This is a genomic window from Blastomonas sp. AAP25 (genome assembly GCF_001295965.1).
Lineage (GTDB): Bacteria > Pseudomonadota > Alphaproteobacteria > Sphingomonadales > Sphingomonadaceae > Blastomonas > Blastomonas fulva.
The window spans coordinates 79,378-98,493 of sequence record NZ_LJHP01000016.1 but is presented as its reverse complement, the minus strand read 5'-3'; the positions used below and the strand labels follow the sequence as shown (position 1 = coordinate 98,493).

26 protein-coding genes are annotated in these 19,116 nt (G+C 63.7%); 15 read left to right on the top strand and 11 right to left on the bottom strand.

What is annotated here, in order from left to right; all coding sequences use genetic code 11:
* Window positions 1-2: 2 nt before the first annotated feature.
* Window positions 3-1,148 carry a DUF3667 domain-containing protein gene (locus tag IP68_RS12600; RefSeq protein WP_054135348.1) on the bottom strand — a complete coding sequence of 382 codons (1,146 nt, stop codon included), beginning with the start codon at window positions 1,146-1,148 and terminating at the stop codon, window positions 3-5.
* A 141-nt stretch (window positions 1,149-1,289) separates the two neighbouring features.
* On the opposite strand from IP68_RS12600, the gene IP68_RS12595 reads away from it, so the two are divergent.
* Window positions 1,290-2,573, top strand: coding sequence for an enoyl-CoA hydratase-related protein (locus IP68_RS12595; protein ID WP_231683966.1), 1,284 nt, complete (start codon window positions 1,290-1,292; stop codon window positions 2,571-2,573).
* A 532-nt stretch (window positions 2,574-3,105) separates the two neighbouring features.
* On the opposite strand, the gene IP68_RS12590 is transcribed toward IP68_RS12595, so the two are convergent.
* Window positions 3,106-4,296 carry a penicillin-binding protein activator gene (locus IP68_RS12590; protein ID WP_054135347.1) on the bottom strand — a complete coding sequence of 397 codons (1,191 nt, stop codon included), beginning with the start codon at window positions 4,294-4,296 and terminating at the stop codon, window positions 3,106-3,108.
* A gap of 27 nt (window positions 4,297-4,323) precedes the next feature.
* Between IP68_RS12590 and rsmI the strand changes: the two genes are divergently transcribed.
* Genes rsmI through IP68_RS12570 form a run of 4 tightly spaced genes read left to right on the top strand, consistent with a single transcriptional unit; the run spans window position 4,324 to window position 7,160 of the window.
* Window positions 4,324-5,181, top strand: coding sequence for a 16S rRNA (cytidine(1402)-2'-O)-methyltransferase (gene rsmI / locus IP68_RS12585; protein ID WP_054135346.1), 858 nt, complete (start codon window positions 4,324-4,326; stop codon window positions 5,179-5,181).
* On the top strand, window positions 5,174-5,536 hold the full coding sequence (locus IP68_RS12580; RefSeq protein WP_054135345.1) for a YraN family protein: 363 nt from the start codon (window positions 5,174-5,176) through the stop codon (window positions 5,534-5,536). The genes rsmI and IP68_RS12580 overlap by 8 nt, the downstream gene beginning before the upstream one ends.
* Before the next feature lie 59 nt (window positions 5,537-5,595).
* A complete protein-coding gene (gshB, locus tag IP68_RS12575; RefSeq protein WP_054135344.1) occupies window positions 5,596-6,540 on the top strand; it encodes a glutathione synthase in 945 nt (314 codons plus the stop codon).
* A 2-nt stretch (window positions 6,541-6,542) separates the two neighbouring features.
* A complete protein-coding gene (locus IP68_RS12570) occupies window positions 6,543-7,160 on the top strand; it encodes a DedA family protein (RefSeq protein WP_054135343.1) in 618 nt (205 codons plus the stop codon).
* Window positions 7,161-7,169: 9 nt separating this feature from the next.
* On the opposite strand, the gene IP68_RS12565 is transcribed toward IP68_RS12570, so the two are convergent.
* From IP68_RS12565 to rph, 4 genes are read right to left on the bottom strand one after another with little or no spacing between them, the layout of a single operon-like run.
* On the bottom strand, window positions 7,170-8,078 hold the full coding sequence (locus tag IP68_RS12565; RefSeq protein ID WP_054135342.1) for a tyrosine recombinase XerC: 909 nt from the start codon (window positions 8,076-8,078) through the stop codon (window positions 7,170-7,172).
* Between the two features lie 13 nt (window positions 8,079-8,091).
* Window positions 8,092-9,294: a radical SAM family heme chaperone HemW gene (gene hemW / locus IP68_RS12560; protein ID WP_054135341.1), complete on the bottom strand. Its 1,203-nt coding sequence runs from the start codon at window positions 9,292-9,294 to the stop codon at window positions 8,092-8,094.
* Window positions 9,291-9,917 (bottom strand): RdgB/HAM1 family non-canonical purine NTP pyrophosphatase, encoded by a 627-nt coding sequence (rdgB, locus tag IP68_RS12555; RefSeq protein WP_054135340.1) that lies wholly within the window; start codon window positions 9,915-9,917, stop codon window positions 9,291-9,293. The genes hemW and rdgB overlap by 4 nt, the downstream gene beginning before the upstream one ends.
* Before the next feature lie 4 nt (window positions 9,918-9,921).
* Window positions 9,922-10,635: a ribonuclease PH gene (gene rph, locus IP68_RS12550; RefSeq protein ID WP_054135339.1), complete on the bottom strand. Its 714-nt coding sequence runs from the start codon at window positions 10,633-10,635 to the stop codon at window positions 9,922-9,924.
* Window positions 10,636-11,056: 421 nt separating this feature from the next.
* Here rph and IP68_RS12540 point away from each other — a divergent pair, with 421 nt between their 5' ends.
* The 9 genes from IP68_RS12540 (at window position 11,057) to IP68_RS12510 (ending at window position 13,995) form a co-directional block, all read left to right on the top strand.
* Complete coding sequence (locus tag IP68_RS12540) at window positions 11,057-11,722, top strand: hypothetical protein (RefSeq protein ID WP_156318126.1); 666 nt, start codon at window positions 11,057-11,059, stop codon at window positions 11,720-11,722.
* A 54-nt stretch (window positions 11,723-11,776) separates the two neighbouring features.
* Window positions 11,777-12,163: a hypothetical protein gene (locus IP68_RS12535; RefSeq protein ID WP_054135337.1), complete on the top strand. Its 387-nt coding sequence runs from the start codon at window positions 11,777-11,779 to the stop codon at window positions 12,161-12,163.
* 42 nt (window positions 12,164-12,205) lie between these two features.
* Complete coding sequence (locus IP68_RS12530) at window positions 12,206-12,427, top strand: hypothetical protein (protein ID WP_054135336.1); 222 nt, start codon at window positions 12,206-12,208, stop codon at window positions 12,425-12,427.
* Window positions 12,424-12,612, top strand: coding sequence for a hypothetical protein (locus IP68_RS12525; protein ID WP_054135335.1), 189 nt, complete (start codon window positions 12,424-12,426; stop codon window positions 12,610-12,612). The genes IP68_RS12530 and IP68_RS12525 overlap by 4 nt, the downstream gene beginning before the upstream one ends.
* Window positions 12,609-12,761, top strand: coding sequence for a hypothetical protein (locus tag IP68_RS20265; RefSeq protein ID WP_156318125.1), 153 nt, complete (start codon window positions 12,609-12,611; stop codon window positions 12,759-12,761). Before IP68_RS12525 ends, IP68_RS20265 begins: the two co-directional genes overlap by 4 nt.
* A complete protein-coding gene (locus tag IP68_RS20260; protein ID WP_156318123.1) occupies window positions 12,758-12,976 on the top strand; it encodes a hypothetical protein in 219 nt (72 codons plus the stop codon). Before IP68_RS20265 ends, IP68_RS20260 begins: the two co-directional genes overlap by 4 nt.
* On the top strand, window positions 12,966-13,172 hold the full coding sequence (locus IP68_RS20255; protein WP_156318121.1) for a hypothetical protein: 207 nt from the start codon (window positions 12,966-12,968) through the stop codon (window positions 13,170-13,172). Before IP68_RS20260 ends, IP68_RS20255 begins: the two co-directional genes overlap by 11 nt.
* Window positions 13,173-13,351: 179 nt before the next feature.
* Window positions 13,352-13,600, top strand: a complete 249-nt coding sequence (locus IP68_RS12515) for a hypothetical protein (protein WP_054135333.1) — start codon at window positions 13,352-13,354, stop codon at window positions 13,598-13,600.
* The gene (locus IP68_RS12510) at window positions 13,597-13,995 is read left to right on the top strand and encodes a hypothetical protein (RefSeq protein ID WP_054135332.1); all 399 of its coding nucleotides are present in this window, start codon (window positions 13,597-13,599) and stop codon (window positions 13,993-13,995) included. Before IP68_RS12515 ends, IP68_RS12510 begins: the two co-directional genes overlap by 4 nt.
* Window positions 13,996-13,999: 4 nt before the next feature.
* On the opposite strand, the gene IP68_RS12505 is transcribed toward IP68_RS12510, so the two are convergent.
* Window positions 14,000-14,770 carry an RNA-guided endonuclease TnpB family protein gene (locus tag IP68_RS12505; protein WP_054135331.1) on the bottom strand — a complete coding sequence of 257 codons (771 nt, stop codon included), beginning with the start codon at window positions 14,768-14,770 and terminating at the stop codon, window positions 14,000-14,002.
* Between the two features lie 359 nt (window positions 14,771-15,129).
* On the opposite strand from IP68_RS12505, the gene IP68_RS12500 reads away from it, so the two are divergent.
* Window positions 15,130-15,387: a hypothetical protein gene (locus IP68_RS12500; RefSeq protein WP_054135330.1), complete on the top strand. Its 258-nt coding sequence runs from the start codon at window positions 15,130-15,132 to the stop codon at window positions 15,385-15,387.
* Between the two features lie 211 nt (window positions 15,388-15,598).
* Here IP68_RS12500 and IP68_RS12490 read toward each other — a convergent pair whose 3' ends face one another.
* From IP68_RS12490 to IP68_RS12475, 4 genes are all read right to left on the bottom strand, one after another.
* Entirely contained in the window at window positions 15,599-15,973 is a 375-nt protein-coding gene (locus IP68_RS12490; protein WP_054135328.1) for a hypothetical protein, read from the bottom strand.
* A 164-nt stretch (window positions 15,974-16,137) separates the two neighbouring features.
* A complete protein-coding gene (locus IP68_RS12485) occupies window positions 16,138-16,404 on the bottom strand; it encodes a hypothetical protein (RefSeq protein WP_054135327.1) in 267 nt (88 codons plus the stop codon).
* A gap of 15 nt (window positions 16,405-16,419) precedes the next feature.
* On the bottom strand, window positions 16,420-16,701 hold the full coding sequence (locus IP68_RS12480; protein WP_054135326.1) for a hypothetical protein: 282 nt from the start codon (window positions 16,699-16,701) through the stop codon (window positions 16,420-16,422).
* A complete protein-coding gene (locus IP68_RS12475) occupies window positions 16,698-19,115 on the bottom strand; it encodes a hypothetical protein (protein WP_054135325.1) in 2,418 nt (805 codons plus the stop codon). Before IP68_RS12475 ends, IP68_RS12480 begins: the two co-directional genes overlap by 4 nt.
* Between the last annotated feature and the right edge of the window lies 1 nt (window position 19,116).

Below are 19,116 nucleotides of genomic sequence, written 5' to 3'. Positions count from 1 at the left end.
CCTCACCCCACCAGTCCCAGGTTGACCAGGATCGTCAGGAACAGCGTCACGACGATCGTCGTGCAGGTGAGCAGCAGCGCCAGCCGGAACATGCCTCCGATCCGCGACGTGCCATACGCATGGCGGAGTTGCCGGTACATGTGGAAGGGCGCGTAGAACAACGCTGCCGGGATCACCAGCCCGGGCACGATTCTGAACTTCACCGACAGCGTGACGACGATGAACAACAGCGACATGAACGCGATCGAATAGGTCGTGAACACTGCGTGGTCGTAGAACCGGTGCCCGCGCTTGCCGAGCGTCGCCAGCCAAACGAACGGGATCGACAGCGGTATCAGCAGCCAGGCGAATTTATAGCCGTTGGACTGGATCTTGTAGAGCAGCAGCTCGGGGTTTTTCTTGGCCTTGCTTGCCAGCTTGTTGATCCAGGCATCGAACGCCTTGAAACCGGTATCGACATCCGAGTTGAAGTTGAACATGTCGGCCATGTTCTCCCCGCCTGGCCCCAAGGCTTCGGGATAGCGCGCCTTGCCCTCGGTCGCATAGGTCAAACCGTTGACCTCGCGCTTCAAGTCGGTGATCTTTTCGGTCAGCGCGGCGCGGCCCGGATCGTCGGCGGAAAGCTTATCAAGCTCGCTGCTGCTGGCGGCGATCTTCGGCTCGATCTGCGCGATTTCCTTGCGCATCTCCTCGCGCCAGTCGCTCACCCCGATGACCCTGGTGCCCTCCTTGTTCTTGATGGTCGAATCCCCGGTGAAATTGGGCGAGCCGACATAGGAGAAGATCGCGAACATCATGAAGATGGAAAACAGGAACAGTGCCATCGGGCTGATGAACTTGGCGCGTTCGCCACGGATGTAGCGCCGCGTCAGATGCCCGGGCTGCCAGGCAAGCAGCGGCAGCGTATTCCAGAACTTGCCGTCGAAATGCAGCACCCCGTGCAGGATGTCGTGCCAGAAGGCCGAGATCGAGCGGTGGACGTGCGCCGCCTGGCCGCACTGGTGGCAATGCGGGCCGGTAAGCACGGTTCTGCAATTGAGGCACTTGCCGTGCCCGTCCGCAGTGCTCTCGCCGGCGTTCGGCTCGGCCGCGCGGGCCCACATGCCGCCATCGGCAATCGTGCCAACTGCTTCGAATTCGCCGCTCATGCCTGTTGCCGCCCCGCACCCGTTCCATCGCCCCCTCCTGTCTAGCTTTAGCCTTGCAGGTGGCCAAGCAATTTGTCGGCGCGTCCACGCCACCGGTATTAGCCATTGCCTTTGATCTGCGCGTGCGGTTAATCGCCGGGCATGGCCCATTTCGATCCCAAGACCTATCGCAACGCGCTCGGACAGTTCGCCACAGGCGTGACGATCGTCACCACCCGCGACAGCGAAGGCAATGCGATTGGCGTCACCGCCAACAGCTTCAATTCGGTCTCGCTCGATCCGCCGCTGGTGCTGTGGTCGCTGGCGCGTTCGGCGCGATCAATGGCAGCCTTCGAACAGGCTGGCGACTTTGCCGTGCACATCCTGGCCAGCGATCAGGACCATCTCGCCAATCTGTTCGCCTCGCGGGTCGACGACAAGTTTGCGGGCATGGACATTCTGGGCGACGGGCCGCCGCGAATCGACGGTTGCTCGGCGCGACTGGTGTGCACCACGCGTCATCTGTACGAGGGCGGCGACCATGTGATCATGGTCGGCGAGGTCATCGACTACGAGAGCGAAGGCAAGCCACCTTTGCTGTTCCACAGCGGCGGCTATGCCGATCGCATCGCCCGCGAGGCACGCTCGGGCCCGCCGCCGGTGCTCTACACTGTCGAGGACCGCATCGCGACGATCACGCTCAATCGCCCCGACACGCGCAACGCGCTGGCCGAAGAGGTCATCGGCGCGCTGGTATCGGCGCTCGAAGCGGCCGACGCGGATCCGGAAATCGACTGCGTGATCCTGACCGGCGAGGGGCCCAGCTTCTGTTCGGGTGGCAACATCAAGCAGATCAAGGCGCTGACATCGGAACAGCATATGAGCCCGATGGAGCTGGAAAACTGGTACAAGACCCAGATCCAGCGCATCCCGCTGACTATGGATCGCATGTCGGTGCCGGTCATCGCCGCGGTGCGGGGACATGCGATCGGCGCAGGGTGTGATCTGGCGTGCATGGCGGATATCCGCATTGCCGCCGAGGATGCGGTTTTTGCCGAGAGCTTCCTGCGGGTCGGCATCATCCCGGGCGATGGCGGAGCATGGCTGCTGCCTCGGATCATCGGCCTCGCCAAGGCCAGCCAGATGATGCTGACCGGGGAATTCATCGATGCCCACAAGGCCGAGCGTTATGGTCTGGTGTCGGAAGTGGTGCCGGTCTTTGCGCTCGCCGAGCGCGCCAAGGCGCTGGCGCGGATGGTTGCGCAGTTCCCGCCTTCGGCGATCCGCAAGACCAAGCGACTGATCAAGGATGCGCGTGATGTATCGCTGGCGGAGCATCTCGATCAGGCGGCCATCTGGCAGGGCGTGCTGCAGCAGATGGACGATCACCGCGAGGCGATCGACGCCATTCTCGAGAAACGAGCCCCCCGGTTTCAGGGCAAGTAACGGCGCATTATGCTGCGCGACACGTGACTGAGCCGCGCGCAAGTATTAACCATTAGCGCGGCTATTCGTTAACTTTTTCGAATCAGTTCTATTCGGAAGGCCCAGCTCGTCGGGTACGACTGGCAAGGTCAAAGTCGCGCAGCGACGACGGCGAAAGCGCACAAAAAAATGACCCCGGCTTTTTGGCCGGGGTCAAATGCTTGAAAAGCCGAGCTATCAGCTCAGTTCCAGCCGCCGCCCAGGACCCAGTCCCAGAACCCGCGGACAGGCTTCTTGGTACGCTTTGCCATTTTTAGCACTCCTTATTTGGGCGCGAAATACGATCCACGCCCAATTTCGAAGGTTAACAGAATGTAAATTGGTCAACAAGACGTTAACGATATGCCACGGCAAGATTGCCGCGCAAGCTAGGCGCGCGAAAGGGATATCGCCCGCGCGGCGCGGGAAACGGGGATTTCGGAAAGCTTTCGCGCAGCCCTATGCGCCCGGCGGCAGGTCCGCCGCCAGGGCACGCAGGTCGCTGCTGACAGTTTCAGTCGGCGAAGGACTTGGGCGCTGGCGATGCGATCGTCATTTGGCCTGCACCCACCTGCTGCACTTCCAGCAGACGCTCTGCAACGCCACTGCGGCCAAACCGGAAGGCGCCATCCAGACCGATAAAGCCGCCCGCATCGCGCAGCCGGTCCATCGGGAAGGGCGTTCCGGGTTTCCAGTCGCGCGCAATGCGGGTGGTCAGCAGCACGCTGTCATAGCCGAGGGTCGAAAGGCGGAACGGATCTGTGCCGAACTGCGCGCGGTATTTGGTGGCGTACTGACGATACAGGCCATCGGACACGCTGGCGAACCAGGCACCGCGCACCGCGGGCGAGGTGGCGAGCGCGCGTTCGGTGTTCCACAATTCGGTGCCCAGGATGCGCGCGTCGGTGCCCCCGTTGGCGCGGATCAGCGGTACGATGCGGATGGCGGCTGCACCGCTGTCGGCGATCAGGATCGCCTCATAAGCGCTCTCTTGCTGCATCTTCCTGAGCGCCGTGGTCACCGCCGCGTTGCCCGACCCATAGCTCTGCATCGATACCACGGTGCCGCCTGCGGCCTTGACCGACGCCAGTATCGCCGACGAGGCGCGCTGGCCGTAGGTCCCGGCGGGGACCAGAGCGGCAAAGCGGGTGATGCCCTGTGCGCGGGCGTGGCGGACGACACGGTCGATCGACTGGGCAGGGACATAGCCCATGATGAAGACGTTGTTGCCGGCAATGCCGACATCGTTGGAATAGCTGATGATCGGGACATTGGCGGCCTTGGCGGTGGCGGCCATGGCGACCACGTCATCGCCCAGCAGCGGCCCCAGGATCAGCCGGTTGCCATCGGCGATCGCGCGCTGCGCTGCGGGCAGCGCGCCACGGGCGGTATCATAGCTGGTGATGCGGATATTGCTGGCCTTAGTGTCCATCAGCGCCAGCGTGGTTGCATTGGCGATCGACTGGCCGACCGCGGCGTCCTTGCCGGAGAGCGGCAGCAGCAGCGCAATACGGTGCCGCGAAGCGTCGCTGGGCAGCGCACCGGTGATCGGGCCGTCGTCGGGACGGGCGGTGGGCTGGTCGGGCTGCTGGCTGGGGGTGGAAGGCGGCGCGGTCTTGGGAACCATGGTTTGGCACGCAGCCAGGAACATGGTGCCCAGCACCAGCATGAGGATGGCCTGCCATTTTCGATAGAGGTGTTTCACAGCTTGTCGCTCCCGCCCTGCCGGTCCATGAACATCCGCGTGACTCATGATCCCGAACCCGGCCTGTATATCGTTGCGACACCAATCGGCAACCTTGGTGATCTGTCCACGCGCGCCCGACAGGTGCTGGAACAGGCTGATCTGATCGCCTGCGAGGACAGCCGCGTCACAGGCGGCCTGCTGCACCATCTCGGCTTCAAGCGGCCTCTCGTCCGCTATGACGACCATGCCCGGCCCGCCGACCGCGAACGGCTGATTGCTGCGGCCTTGCTAGGTCCGGTGGCGCTAGTGAGCGATGCCGGGACGCCGCTGATCTCCGATCCCGGCTACCGGCTGGTGCGCGAGGCACGCGAGGCGGGTGTCGCGATCCATTCGGTCCCGGGGCCATCGGCGGTGATCGTGGCGCTGACCCTGGCGGGTCTGCCGACGGACAGATTTTACTTCCACGGCTTCCTGCCCAACAAGGCCGGCGCGCGTGACAGGGAGATCGCAGGCCTTGCCGCAATCCCCGCGACACTGGTCTTTTATGAAAGCGCCAAGCGGATCGCCGCCTGCCTCGCCGCTTTGCACGCCATCCTCGGCGATCGCGAGGCGGCGGTGGTGCGCGAGATCAGCAAGAAGTTCGAGGAAACCCGCACCGGCACCCTGTCGGAACTGTCCGGATACTATTCCGATGTCACGCCCAAGGGTGAAATCGTGCTGGTCGTCGGGCCGCCCCTGGCCGACACCGGCGAGGCAGACGAGGATGTGGTTGAGGCGGCGCTGACCGAGGCGCTTGCGAGCATGCCGCCGGGCAAGGCCGCAGGCGAGGTGGCACGGCGCTTCGGGCTCGACCGCAAGGCGCTATATGCGCGAATCATGGCCGAGCGCGAAAGCGATGGCTGAAGCGCGCCGTAAGCAGGCCGAGACCGCCGGACGCCGCGCCGAAACGCTAGCGGCATGGTGGCTGCGACTCAAGGGCTGGCGCATCCTCGCCAAGCGCGTGCGCACACCGCTGGGCGAGGTCGATCTGGTGGCGAGGCGCGGGCGGATGGTGGCGTTCGTCGAGGTCAAGCACCGGGCCACTGCGCAGGAACTCGACCAGGCCATCGATCATCACCGCCTGCGCCGCGTGGCCGCGGCTGCCGAAGCGCTGATGCCACGTTTCGTCCGGGCACACGATGATGCACGGATCGACGTGATCCTGCTTGCACCGGGCCGCTTGCCACGCCATCTGACGCACGTCTGGCAGGGCGACTGATCGCCCGGCACCAATCCCGATATCCGCCAATCCTGATACCCCAAAGCAAAGGCCATTCCATGAAGATCGCGGTACAGATGGACCCGATGCCCGGCATCAACATCAAGGGCGACAGCAGCTTTGCGCTGATGCTGTCGGCGCAGGCGCGCGGCTATACGCTCTATCATTACGATGTCGAGACGCTGACTTATGAGGCGGGGCAGGTGACGTGCCATGCCCACCCGGTGACGGTGCGCGCCGTGCAGGGCGACCATTTCACTTTCGGCGATCCGGTACGGCTCGATCTGGGCGAGGATGTCGATGTCGTGCTGATGCGGCAGGACCCACCGTTCGACGTCGGCTACATCACCGCGACGCATATCCTCGAACGGCTCAAGGGGCGCACGCTGGTGGTCAACGACCCCGCATCGGTCCGCAACGCGCCCGAAAAGGTCTATGTGCTCGATTTCGAGCGCTTCATGCCGCCGACACTGGTCACCCGCTCGCTCGACGAGGTCAGGCGCTTCCAGACAAAGCACGGCGCGATCGTGGTCAAGCCGCTGCACGGCAATGGCGGCAAGGCGGTGTTTCTGGTTGGCGAGGATGGCGCCAATCTCTCTGCCCTGGTCGAGCTTTTCGGCCAGATCTGGCGCGAGCCGTTCATGGTGCAGCCGTTCCTTCCCGAGGTCGCGCAAGGCGACAAGCGAATCGTTCTGGTCGATGGCAAGGTGGCAGGCGCAATCAACCGCAAGCCGGGCGAGGGCGAGTTCCGCTCAAACCTCGCAGTGGGGGGCTACGCCGAATCCGCCACGCTGACCGAGCGCGAGCAGGAGATCTGCGACGCGATGGGCCCCGAGCTCAAGGAACGCGGACTGCTGTTCGTGGGTATTGATGTGATCGGAGGCAAATGGCTGACCGAGATCAACGTCACATCGCCCACCGGCATCGTCGCGATCAGCGCTTTTAACAACAGCGACGTCGCAGCGATGATCTGGGGTGCGATCGAGGCCCGCTTGAAGACATAGTCATGAACGATTTTATCCTCAATCTGGTAGCCAGCGGCGGATATTGGGGCGTTGCCCTGCTGATGGCGCTGGAAAACGTGTTTCCGCCTATCCCGTCCGAGCTGATCATGGGGCTGGCGGGAATCGAGGCGGGCAAGGGCCACATCAACCTGTGGGCCGTGATCCTGGCAGGCACGGTCGGATCGGTCGCAGGCAACTATTTCTGGTACGCCATCGGTCGAACGTTCGGGCTCAAGCGTCTCGATCATTTCGTCGCCCGCTGGGGCCGCTGGTTCACGCTCGACCACCGCGAAATATCCCGCTTCAACAATCTGTTCCACCGCCACGGCGCCTCGACCATCTTCTTTGCGCGGATGATCCCCACGGTCCGGACACTGATCTCGCTTCCCGCGGGGATCTTCCAGATGAGCCGCACCAAGTTTCTCGTCTGGACCTTTGCAGGAGCAGGACTGTGGAATGTGGTGTTCGCCGGGATCGGCTTTCAGCTGGGCTCGCGGATCGAGGAGATCGATCGCTATACCGGACCGATATCGACCGGGGTGATCGTGCTGATCATCGGCGCCTATCTGGTGCGGGTGATCTTCTGGCGGCCCGAGGCAGGCAACAAGACCGAAAGCTGAGCTCGCGGCTCAGGCCCGTGGGTGCGCGTTTTCGTAAACGTCCAGCAGTTGTGCGGCGTCGACCTGGGTATAGATCTGGGTCGACGACAGGCTGGCATGGCCCAGCAGCTCCTGCAACGACCGCAGGTCCGCGCCGCCCGCCAGCAGGTGGGTCGCAAAGCTGTGGCGGAGCGCGTGTGGCGTGGCGTCCTCGGCCAGTCCGAGCAGCCGGCGCGCGTTCATCATCGAACGCCGCACCAGCGCAGGCGACAGCGGACCGCCACGCGTCCCCCTGAACAGGGGCGTATCGACGGAAAAATCAAACGGAGCGAGCGCGACGTACTGGCTGATCGCGTCGCGCAACTGGGGCAGCACGGGCACGACCCGCTGCTTGTTGCCCTTGCCGGTGATCCGCAGCGTCTCGCCCAGCGGCAGCACCGCGGCGGTCAAACCCATCGCCTCGCTGATGCGCAGCCCCGCGCCATAAAGCAGCAGCAGCACCGCCCAATCGCGGGCCTGCACCCATCCGGGCGCATCGCGCGAAGCCATGACGTCGCCCAGCGCCATGATGTTGTCGGGTGCGATCGGGCGCGGCAGGCTGCGCTTGATCCGCGGGCCCTTGATGCGCGGGGCGCTGCCGTCCGAGCCGCTGTGTTCGCCAGCAAACGCCAGGAACGCGCGGATCGCCGACAGTTCGCGTGCGGTGCTACGGTTGGCGAGCCCATCCCCGCGCCGCGCCGCAAGAAAGGCGCGCAGATCGGCCTGGGTCACGTCGCCCAGCCGCCTGGCATCGGGTCGCTCGCCCCAGTGATCGGCGAGGAACTCGGTCAGTCGTTCGGCGGTCGCGACATAGGCGCGCACGGTATGCTGCGATCGGCGGCGGTTGTCCGCCAGATGCGCGCGCCACAGGCTGATCAGGGGAGGGGCGGGGTCTGCCATGTGCGGCAGGGTATCAGGCGACGGCGGCGGGCTCAATCGCCACCACCTCGGCGAGGATGGCATCGAGCAGCGGCATGCCCTGTGGCGTGACAGTGATCTGCAGGCCTTCGCGCTGGACAAGGCCCAGCCCAATCAGACGATCGGTTGCCACGTCATTGATCAACGCCGATTGTGCGACGCCCGAGCGCGCCGCCACCCGCTCCAGATCGAGCCCCTCGGCAAGCCGCAAGCCCATCAGCAGCGCTTCCATCGCCTGCGTTTCAGGATCGAGCGGGCGTTCGACCGACAGGCCGTTGCCGTTGCGGATGATTGCGGAGAGATAATTCTCCGGCTTTCGGTGGCGCTCGGTCGCCATGTTCCCGCGCCTGCCATGCGCGCCCGGGCCAATCCCGGCATAATCGCCATAGCGCCAGTAAGTGAGGTTGTGGCGGCTCTGCTCGCCGATCCGGGCATGGTTGCTGATCTCGTACGCAGGCAGCCCCGCCGCGGCGGTGATCTGGCGGGTGAGGTCGAACAGGTCGGCGCAATGGTCGTCATCCGCCGGAACGAGATCGCCGCGCCGCACCAGTGTCTCGAACCGCGTCCCCGGCTCGATCGTAAGCTGATAGAGCGACAGATGCCCGGTGCCGAAGCCGAGCGCACGGGTGAGCTCGCGCTCCCAATCGGCGAGCGACTGGCCGGGGCGCGCATAAATGAGATCGAAAGAGACACGCGCGAAGCGGTTCTGCGCGATGTCGAGCGCTGCCAGCGCCTCGGTCACCGAATGCGCACGGCCCAGAAACGCCAGCACATCCTCTTCGAGCGCCTGCAGCCCCAGCGACACGCGGTTGACGCCGGCGAGCGCAAGATCGCCAAAGCGCGCGGATTCCACCGACGAAGGATTCGCCTCGAGCGTGATCTCGATATCGTCGGCAAAGCGCCAGTGCCTGCCTGCCTGATCGATCAGAGACTGCACGAGCGCAGGTGGCATCAGCGATGGCGTGCCGCCACCGAAAAAGATCGAGCCCAGCGTCCGGCCTGGGAGCAACGCCGCCTCATGCGCCATGTCGGCAAGCAGCGCGGCTTTCCATTGCGTGATATCGACGCCATCGCGGACGTGGCTGTTGAAATCGCAATAGGGGCATTTGGAGACGCAGAACGGCCAGTGGATGTAGAGCGCGAGCGGCTCATCTCCCCTACCGCTCGCGGTAGAGAAGAGGTGCGTACCGCTATTCAAAAGCACGCCTCGACCAGCTTTGCAAAGGCATCGGCGCGATGACTGATGCTATGCTTGTGTGCGGGATCGAGCTCGGCGAAGGTCTGGTCGAACCCCTTCGCCACGAACACCGGGTCATAGCCGAATCCCAGCGTGCCGCGCGGCGGCCAGGTCAGCGCGCCGGTCACCCGACCTTCGAATACTTCCGCATGACCATCGGGCCAGGCGAGCGCGAGCGTGCAGATGAAATAGGCGCTGCGATCAGCGTCCGGGCCAAGTTCGGCGAGCCGCCCTTCGACCTTGCCCATCGCCATGTACCAGTCGCGGCCCGGCTCGCCCTCGAACCATTGCCGTTCGGCCCAGTCGGCGGTGTAGACACCAGGTCTGCCGCCGAGCGCGGCAACGCACAGCCCGCTGTCATCGGCAAGCGCAACGCAGCCGGAAGCCTGCGCAGAGGCATGCGCCTTGAGCAGCGCGTTCTCGGCGAAGCTCGTGCCGGTCTCTTCGGGCTCGGGCAGGCCAAGCCCCCCCGCCGACACCGGTTCGATGCCGAACGGTTCGAGCAGCGCGCGGATTTCACGCACCTTGCCCTGGTTGTGGCTGGCGATCACCAGCCGGCCAGGCTCGAGTTTGCGCGCTGCCATCGGATCAGGAAACCGCGCGGTCCTGCGCCGCAAAGATCTCGTTGCAGCCCATGCGCGCCAGGCGAAGCAGCCGCAGCAGCGCCTCTTCGTCATAGGGCGCGCCTTCTGCGGTCGCCTGCGCTTCGGCAATGTTGCCGCCTTCGATCAGCACGAAGTTCGCATCGGCATCCGCGTTCGAGTCCTCGATGTAATCGAGGTCGAGCACCGGCGTTCCCTGATGGATGCCGCAGCTGATTGCCGCGACCTTGGCGGTGATCGGATCTTCCTTGATCAGCCCCTTGGACATCAGGCCGTTGACTGCGAGCCGCAGCGCAACCCACGCACCGGAGATCGACGCGGTGCGGGTACCGCCATCGGCCTGGATGACATCGCAATCGAGCGTGATCTGGCGTTCGCCAAGCTTCTTGAGATCGACCACCGCGCGCAGTGAGCGCCCGATCAGCCGCTGGATTTCCTGGGTGCGGCCCGATTGCTTGCCTTTGGCCGCCTCGCGCTGGCCGCGGGTGTGGGTGGCGCGCGGCAGCATCGAATATTCCGCCGTGACCCAGCCTTCGCCCTTGCCCTTGAGCCAAGGCGGAAGCCGTTCCTCGATGCTCGCGGTAACCAGCACCTTGGTATCGCCAAAGCCGATCAGGCAGCTGCCCTCGGCATGCTTGGTAAAGCCGGTTTCGATGCTGATGATGCGCATTTCGTCGGGGGCGCGGCCAGATGGGCGCATAGGATGATTCTCCAGGGTCTGTCAGTGTTGCTGCGCCGATAGCGGGCGGCCAGCGCAATGGAAAGCACCAAGCCACTTGCCATGCCGGTTCAAAAATGGCAGTGGCGCGGCACTCCAGCGATCATGGGCGATTAGCTCAGTTGGTAGAGCATCTCGTTTACACCGAGACACCGCCAGCGAAATCGCCGCCGTTCCGTCATCTGGTAGCAGATCGGAAGGCGAACTTGTCGTGAACAGCAGCGAACAGACTGGCCAAGTTGTGGCCATGACAGGTGCTGCGTGAGTGGCCCCGTCAATTTATCATTGCACGCCACTGACGCCGAACGATGCTTTCGCATCGCTCATGCCTGGGCGTTCAATCTGTGTCAGTTTCTGGAGGCCGGATCAAATCGACCTGGCGGAGCAGTATGCAGGCAGCCTGATGTTGGACAATGGCGCGTTCAGCGAGTGGCAAGCGGCTATGAAGCGCGGGGACGAATGGTTCGTGCGGGACGATTGGTCGCCGTATTATCGCTGGCTGGAGCCGCGTCTGCACGGCAATCGGTGGGCGATCATACCGGACGCACCGGGCGCGCCTTCCCAGCTCAACGATGCGCTGCTGACCGACTGGCCTTTCGGGCCGGAACGCGCGGCCCCTGTGTGGCACATGGATGCCCCCGTCGAGCGCCTGCTGAGGCTATGCGACCGCTTCCCCCGCGTCTGCATGGCGTGGACCGGCATGGGTGCAGACAAGGCGGTCGGCTGCCAAGCGTGGTTCGAGCGTATGTTCGAGATTGCCCCCAGGTTGGAGGGCCGTTGGCAACAAATTCATCACTTGCGCGGCGTGTTGATCGCGCGGGAGTTTCCCTTTGCAAGTGCGGACGCCAGCAGCGGCGCGCAGAACGGGTGGCGATATGACACAGCATTCGACTTTGGCGACCGATGGCGCGGGCGGGCTGACTACCTTGCCCGCCTTGAGCAAGGCTCTTTCCCCCGAGCAGTTCGCAACCGCTTGCAGGCAAATCGTGCAGCAGCAGAGCGGCGATGCAGCGCACCGGGCGCTAGATATGCTGGTTACGAGCCTGCTGTCCAGCTTGGGCTATGGTGAAGGCATGGCGCTATTTTTGGCGGCAGTTGGCCAGCATCACACAGGAGTAGGGCAATGACGACACTTTATCTTTGCGGGCCGATCAACGGCTGCACCGACGCCGAAGCCATCAACTGGCGCGAGCACGTCAAGACCATTTGGCCTGGCACTACGCTGGACCCGATGCGGCGCGACTATCGCGGTAAAGAGGCCGAATGTGTTGATGAGATTGTCGAGCTGGACAAAATCGACATTGCCCGGTCAGACGCACTGGTCGTCAATTACGACAAGCCCAGTGTCGGCACCAGCATGGAGGTCTACCTGGCCTTTACGACCGGCAAGGGGGTTGTTGTGGTGGCGCGCCCCGACGCGGTTATTTCGCCCTGGCTCCGCTATCATTCGCACTCAATTGTGCATTCGTTCGATGACGCGGTTTTGGTGCTGAAGACCATGTTCGCATGACCCGCCTCTCGATCACCCGCGAACCCCAAGAAGGATAAGGATATGGACTATTTCAAGCACAGAGACCGCATGGAACACCAGAGGGCCGTTGAAGCCGAGGGCCGCGTTGCCGACAGCATGGATGTGCGCATTGCCTTGATGGAGCGGGTCCATGCTGGCGAGATTACGCTGCAACAGGCGCAGTCCGAATTGACGCGCATCAAGCGGGCGGCAAAGACGAATGGCCAGATTACCCGCGCCCAGGCCTACAGGGGTGCATCATGATCCCGGCACACGCCGGACAGCAGGACGATGACGTGCTGGCGTTGGTGGCGTTTGCGATCATCGAGGGCAGCGCCGGTTTGCGAGCCGCTGAACACGCCCGCGAATTTCAGACTGGCAATTGGACTGATGCTCTGCGGTCCGCCCGTGCCGCCATCGCTGCAATGAACCGGAGCAACGCATCATGACCCAGCCCGATAAGCCACGCTCTTGGCGGCATTCAATCTGGCGGTTGCGGATGGCATGGCTGCACTACCGGCTCGCGGCTGCTGATCGGCAGGTGTTCCTGTTGAACCGCGCGCTTTATCTTTTGTCTTACGAGGAGCCGACCCAATGAAGCCCAACCCCACCCGTGAGGATGAACGTGCCGCTGTGGTCGCTTGGCTGCGCCAATGCCGCGCTGCCAAACTGGAACACCACAGGCAAGTCTGCTTCCGAGAGGAAGACGACATTCTCGACGCGATTATCACGGCAGCGGACACATTCGGATTTGCAGCCGACCAGATCGAGCGCGGCGAACACACCCCCAAGGAGACACCCGATGCCCGATAACTGGCAGGACATAAGCAGCGCGCCAAGAGATACCGTGATTTTGGGCTGGCGCATCGGCGAGCAGAAATACCCGGTTGTGTGTGGCGTCCTTTATGACATGCGCCCCGGATGCTTGCTGGACACCGAGAAGGGCCGCTTCTGGGGCTGCACGCATTGGATGCCGTTCTCTCCCCCCACCGACAAGGAGCCATCATGACCGACCACAACGACCTCGCAGAGCGCATCGAGCGGGCGGATGGGCCTGATAGGGCGCTGGATGCAGTGATTGCGCGTGAGATGGCTGGGAACCCCGCCAATCACTGATTCACCGATCATAGGGGCGAATACATCACTGACGACCTTGCGCCCGCTTACACTTCCAGCATCGACGCTGCCATGCAGTTGGTGCCATATCACGATGAGGAAAAGACCGGGCTGTCTGGCCAGATGAAATGGTCGATCGGCCCAGGTTTCGCCGCTTCTTTCAAGGTCGGCGGCGTCAAATACGACAACCTGCAAAAGACGGACAAGGCTTATAAGGGCGAGTGGTTCTATGTTGCCCGCGTGTTTGGGGCGGAGGCCAGATCGAAGCATCCCGCCCAAGCGCTCGCAGCCGCCGCCCTTCGCGCCCAGGTGCAGCCATGACCGACCAGACAGAGCGAGAGCGCGCCATCTGCGACCGCATAGCCCGGCGCATGGGCGGACGATTTGTTGAACGCGAGGACAACCCGATGACTGACACACCCGAAGCCGTGGCTGCCGCATTCGGCGCATCCGACATGGCTTGTTATCTCTACCCCGGCGAGGAACAGCAGCCAGAGCGCGCGGCTTACTGCAAAGGGGCATCTGACCACGCCCGCCCCGACGCCGATATTGTGCGGCAGTTGGTGGAGGCTGGGAAGCAATACGAGGAAATGGCGATCCTGCACGGCCAGCAGGTCAGCGTGACGTTCAAGGACGCGAAAGACGGGGCAGCGTTTTTCACCGCCCTACGCGACCTGATAACAGCCCGCGCTGCTGGTTATGGTGGCCAGTCTTAGCACGTCAGCCGCCCCTGAGGGCAGCGGTTTCGCCTACGCGACGCTGATGCTCCAGCGCGGTCGCGAGGATGTTTCTGGCGGCGTTCACGTCGCGATTATGCAGCGTGCGGCAGTCAGAGCATTCCCACTCCCTTATTCCAAGATCTGCGATACCTCTCGGCCTCGACGCTGGCATGGTGCCGCACGTCGAACAGACTTGGGAACTCCAGCGCTCGTCAACATCGACATACACCGCCTGCCTTCTGGCAGATTTGTATCGCAGCATGTGTCTGAAGCTTGCCCAACCGGCATCAAGAACGGACTTGGCCATTCTCGTCTTTGCCAGCTTGGACGCGCTTACGTTGCCAACCGCTATCAGTTGGTTCTCCCGCGCAATCCTGGTGGACTGCTCGTGAAGGTGGTGACGGCGGGCGTTCGCAATTTTTGCATGGATCGCCCTGACCCGTTTCTTGTTTCCGGCGCGCTGTGCGGTCGCCAGTTGTTGTTCGTATTGGCGGTAATGCTGGAGCGCCGGTATTGCATCCCCTTCGCTGGTGGTAGCCAGTTCCTTCAGCCCCAAGTCTATGCCAACAGACCCGTTGCCGGTTGCCAAATCGTCGTCGACTTCACTCCGAAATGCCACATACCATCTGCCACGAGCGTCCTGCACGAACTCTCCTGCCTTGTAATCACCTTGGACGTCGCGGCTTTTCCAGAAGCGGTAGCGCAGCTTGAGGTATGTGGCGGTGTCATCAGAAATGCTTACAGCCCGCGGAATGAATGGGATCCAGCCCAACGCTCGCTTGCTGCCAAAGCTTGCGCGAAACCGCGGACACTTTCCATGCTGATCACGCGATCTAGCAAATTAGCGGCATACATTCTGCACAGTGTCGGAATGTAGACCCAAAAGTGTGGTGCTGCCCGAGACCAATTTCATCAACTGGTACGCGGTTGGCCAGCGACAATTAAGCCCGCCTTTGCGCCTTCGTTCCGCCTCACGTTGGGTTGCGACGCAAAAGTTCCAAACCTGATTACACGCTATAGCGAGCTTGCCTAGGCGTCCGGCGCCAGATTTGACACGGTATTTGAACGTCACCATCGACATTAACTTGTTATAGCTGGCAGCCTTTTCCAGCGCAAGCACAGGAGAAAACCATGCGCAGAATCAACCAATCCGAACTCGAGGCCATGCTCTACCAGGCCCTGAAAGCCGCCCCGGCGACCACAAAGAACGGCATGCGTTCCAAGCTGGCGATGGAGAGCGACCGCGCGCACGAAGCGATGGCCAAACACATCGCGGCCAGGCTGTCGGGCGATTCAACGGCTGTCGTGGTCGCGGATCCGGTTGACAATGGGTACTTCGACAAGCGGCCCGGCGTATGGGGCAAGGATGAGCCGGCGCCGGGCGGGTAGGGCTCAGCAAACCACCTTCTCAGCCAGCCAGGTGTTCGCCCATTGGCACCACCTCTTGGCCTGCAGATCGCGCCGATCGCCCCAGTCGAGCGCATCGCTCAGCCAGGTTTCATAGACCGCTTCCGACGATTCCGCCCCGACTGGCAGGGCAGGGCGCGGGTCCACCTGATCGGTTTGCAGCGCCAGCGGCGGTGGCGGAAGGTGCCGAACATCAGCGTCCCGCCCGCAGCCGCTCACTATCAGCCCTAGCGCGCTGACGAGCGCTAAGCCCCTGATCTGGGATATCCGCTGTTGCACTGTCCAATTCCTTTCGCCTGTCGATGATGTCCTGCCCCTGCGCCTTGATCACAGCGTCGCGCTTCTCTGCCAGCAGTGCGGCCTTCACGCGTGCGGCAATGATCGCCGCGGACTTTGCCTGCCATGCCGCCCGCTCGCTATTCACGCCCGCGCTGTGACCCCGACAATAGGCGAGGTTGACGCACGCCAGGCACACGCCCGCGATGATCAGGTAGATCTTGATCTTGCCGAAAAAGCCGGTGGCGACGTCCAGCATATCGCCGACACCGCTTGCGATCAGTTTGCCCATGGGTTATTCTCCCCGACGCTGGACCTGAAAAGCCTCTCAACGATGCGCAATATGACGGCCTCAAAACCCCGAAAGGGGCTGGCGGGTTGATCGCCGCTAGAGATGCCTGCCCCCCACTGAAGCCTTACGCTTTGCGTAGGAGATCATGTAGGTGGGGGCGGGCATCACTTGCTCACCACCTGCGCAACGCTGTCAGGCGCATAGGCTGCCGTCTGGATCAGCTTCTGCTTGTTCTTGTGCTGCACCCAAATGCCATAGGCCATGGGCGCGGCAACGGTCAGCAGCCCGGTGAGCGCCTGCAGTGCCTCGCTGTCGATCCAGCCGCGACCAAGCGCGAAACTGCCCGCTGCTGCCAGCAGATAGCGCAGCAGGGTCGCAATCTGCCCCTCGAGCGTGTTGTCGGTTACGATGATGGGGGTCTGGTCTGCCATGGTGGAATTCCTTTCTTATCGAGCCCGGAATGGGATGCGGATGCTGCGTTCGTCGATGCGGCCTGCGCTGGTGGTGACGCCGACAGCAACGATGCCATCGGTGCCGACAGCGCCCCCCGCGACACGCCAGCGGACAACGCCGGCTGTTTCGGTCACGAGGCTGATGGTCACGTCGTCCTGCGCGCACTCGACGGTCTGGTCGGTGATCGTCTCGTCGTCTGCCAGCCAGGCCGACCAGTCCATCTCGTAATCGAGCGCGGCCTGTGGATCCTGTGGAAGCGCGCGGAAGGTGGTCATGCTGCAAGCCTTTCGGAGACGATGAACGTTCTGGATTCTGCTGACACCGTGAAGCGCCGTGGCTCGGGATCGACCACGAACCGGCGGGGCTCTGGCAGCACGGTGAAGCGGATGGGTGCTGCGTCGACGATGAAGCGGCGCAGTTCTGGCTGAACGGTGAAGCGGTATTGCGGCGGGACTGATGCGGCCGACAGCACCATAGCCGTCGCAGATCCACCAAGCTCGAGCACACCCGCGCCACTGCCCGAGATGGCAACCCCAGCCTGCGCGCTGCCGGTCAGTGACAGTTCGCCACCAGCCTGCCCGGTGATGCCCACGCTGCCCGCTGCGGTGCCTGCCAGAGCGATTGTGCCCTGTGACTGCCCAGCGACCCGCACAGCGCCCGCAGCGGACCCGGCAAGGCTGATGCTGCCAGATGCCGCGCCTGCAATGCGTACCGCCGCCGCACCGCTGCCTGTCAGGCTGATCGTGCCGGATGCTTCCCCGGTGGTCGTTTCCTGCTGCGAGCCCGACGCGGTGCCGGTGAGGGCGATCGATCCCGATGCGGCCCCCGTGATGGCAACCGTTGCGGAACCTGTGCCGCCGAGCGTGATTGTGCCCGAAGTGGAGCCTGAGACAGCGGCCGCACCCGATGCCGTGCCCGTGATGCCGATGCTGCCCGCACCCGCCCCTGCGATGCTGACAGCGCCTACCGCGCTGCCCGTGATGCCTATCGTGCCGGACGATGCGCCCTGGATCCGTACCGTGCCTGATGCTGCACCCGAAAGCCCGAACGTGCCAGAGCTCGCGCCCGTGATCTGCACTGCCGCCGAGCCCGTGCCCGTCAGCGCGATGCTGCCGCTGGCCTCGCCTGTGATCTCGGTCGGCGCGCTGCCCGTCTGCCGCGCCCAGGCTGCGACCACGGCGGCAGATTGCCCGCCTGTCGTGCCCTCAAGGGCAGCGTCGTAATCTTCGGTCAGGCCCGACCATGTGGTGTTTGCAGCCGCGTGGCTGATCGTGATCGTCGGGCTACCCGCGTCAATATCCGCCTTGGCCGATGCGATGCGCGAACCGCTGATGCCGTTGAACGCCACACCCAGAACGTGCGCATTCTCGGCCAGCGTGATGCTGGGGTCGGTCGACGTCGTGCCAGCTGCGACCGCTGCTGTCGTGAGCGGCGTCGGGTCGATGTCATAGAGCGGATAGGTGGCGACACCCATACGCACCGCGTTCGATGTCGTGTTTACCACCACCGCGCCGCTGGTACCGGTTGGCACAGCCGCGATGTAGATATGCGCCGCCGACATGGCGCCGCCGGTCAGGTTGCGCGCCTTCTCCACCAGCGTTGCAGCTTCCCCGCCGATGGTCACGCTGGTGACATCGTTGGTCGTGCCCGCCGAACGCCAGGCAATGCCGACCGCGATATAGCGGGTATCGCTGGCCGTGCCGAACGTCATGTCGGTGAAGGTGTAGGAGGACAGGTCCGAGGCACTGACCGCGCCCGAGCCGAACGCCATCGACGATTCGACGCCGCCGCCAGCATCGCCGACCGTGCCGTTGCCTGATCCGGTCAGGTCGAGCGCACCCGATGCGTCGCCTGATATCGCCGATGTCGCTGTCGCAGTGCCGGTCAGGGCGATCGTGCCAGCCGAGGTTGCCGCGATCGCGACGGTGCCTGCGCCAGAGCCGGTGACCGCAATGCTGCCGGAAGCGGTCCCGGTGATCCCGCCGTCACCAGCGCTGGGCCGAAGCGCAAGAGTAAGAGCGGTCGCGGCATTCGAGACTGAATCGGTGCCGCTGCTGATCGTAAAGGCTGCCGGGTTGAATGCGCCCGATGACCACGCAGCGCTGCCGCCGCCGATCGCTACAGACCGAACGCCGCCAGACGCGAAAGCCCTGGTCAGGAAGTTGCTCAAGCCGGTGCCGACCATGGTCCCGATGGCGGCCGTGGTGACACCGCCGACACCTGCGCCATACGCGACAATGACTGCGCCGCTGGTTACTGGCGTGATCGCGGGCGGATCGGGTGCCCAGCCGTTAGTCCGGGTGGCCGTGGTCGCGGTCGTATCGAAAGGTGTCGTTGCGTCGACGCCGCGCCAGACGTGGATAGCGACCACGCCGCAGTCGCCTGCGTTGCCGGTTGCGCTAAGGCTTACCGTGCTGTCCGGGGTAGAGCCCATCAGTTTCCAGCTGACGGACATGGTAGAGTCGCGGGTGTCAGCCGCGTTTAGTTCTGCGATCTCCGCATAGCCGGATGTGGTGACGCCGATGGGCCTAAGAAGCGTTGACCCGGTCGCATAGGCCACCAGCACGATGTCGCCATTGGCAGGCGCGCTTGCCAAGCCCCCGGTGAGGTCAGTCAGCGATACGTTGGTGACAGTGCCGGTAGACGGAAGAACGTCCGCCGTTTTGCCACCAACGTATTCGATCGCCATG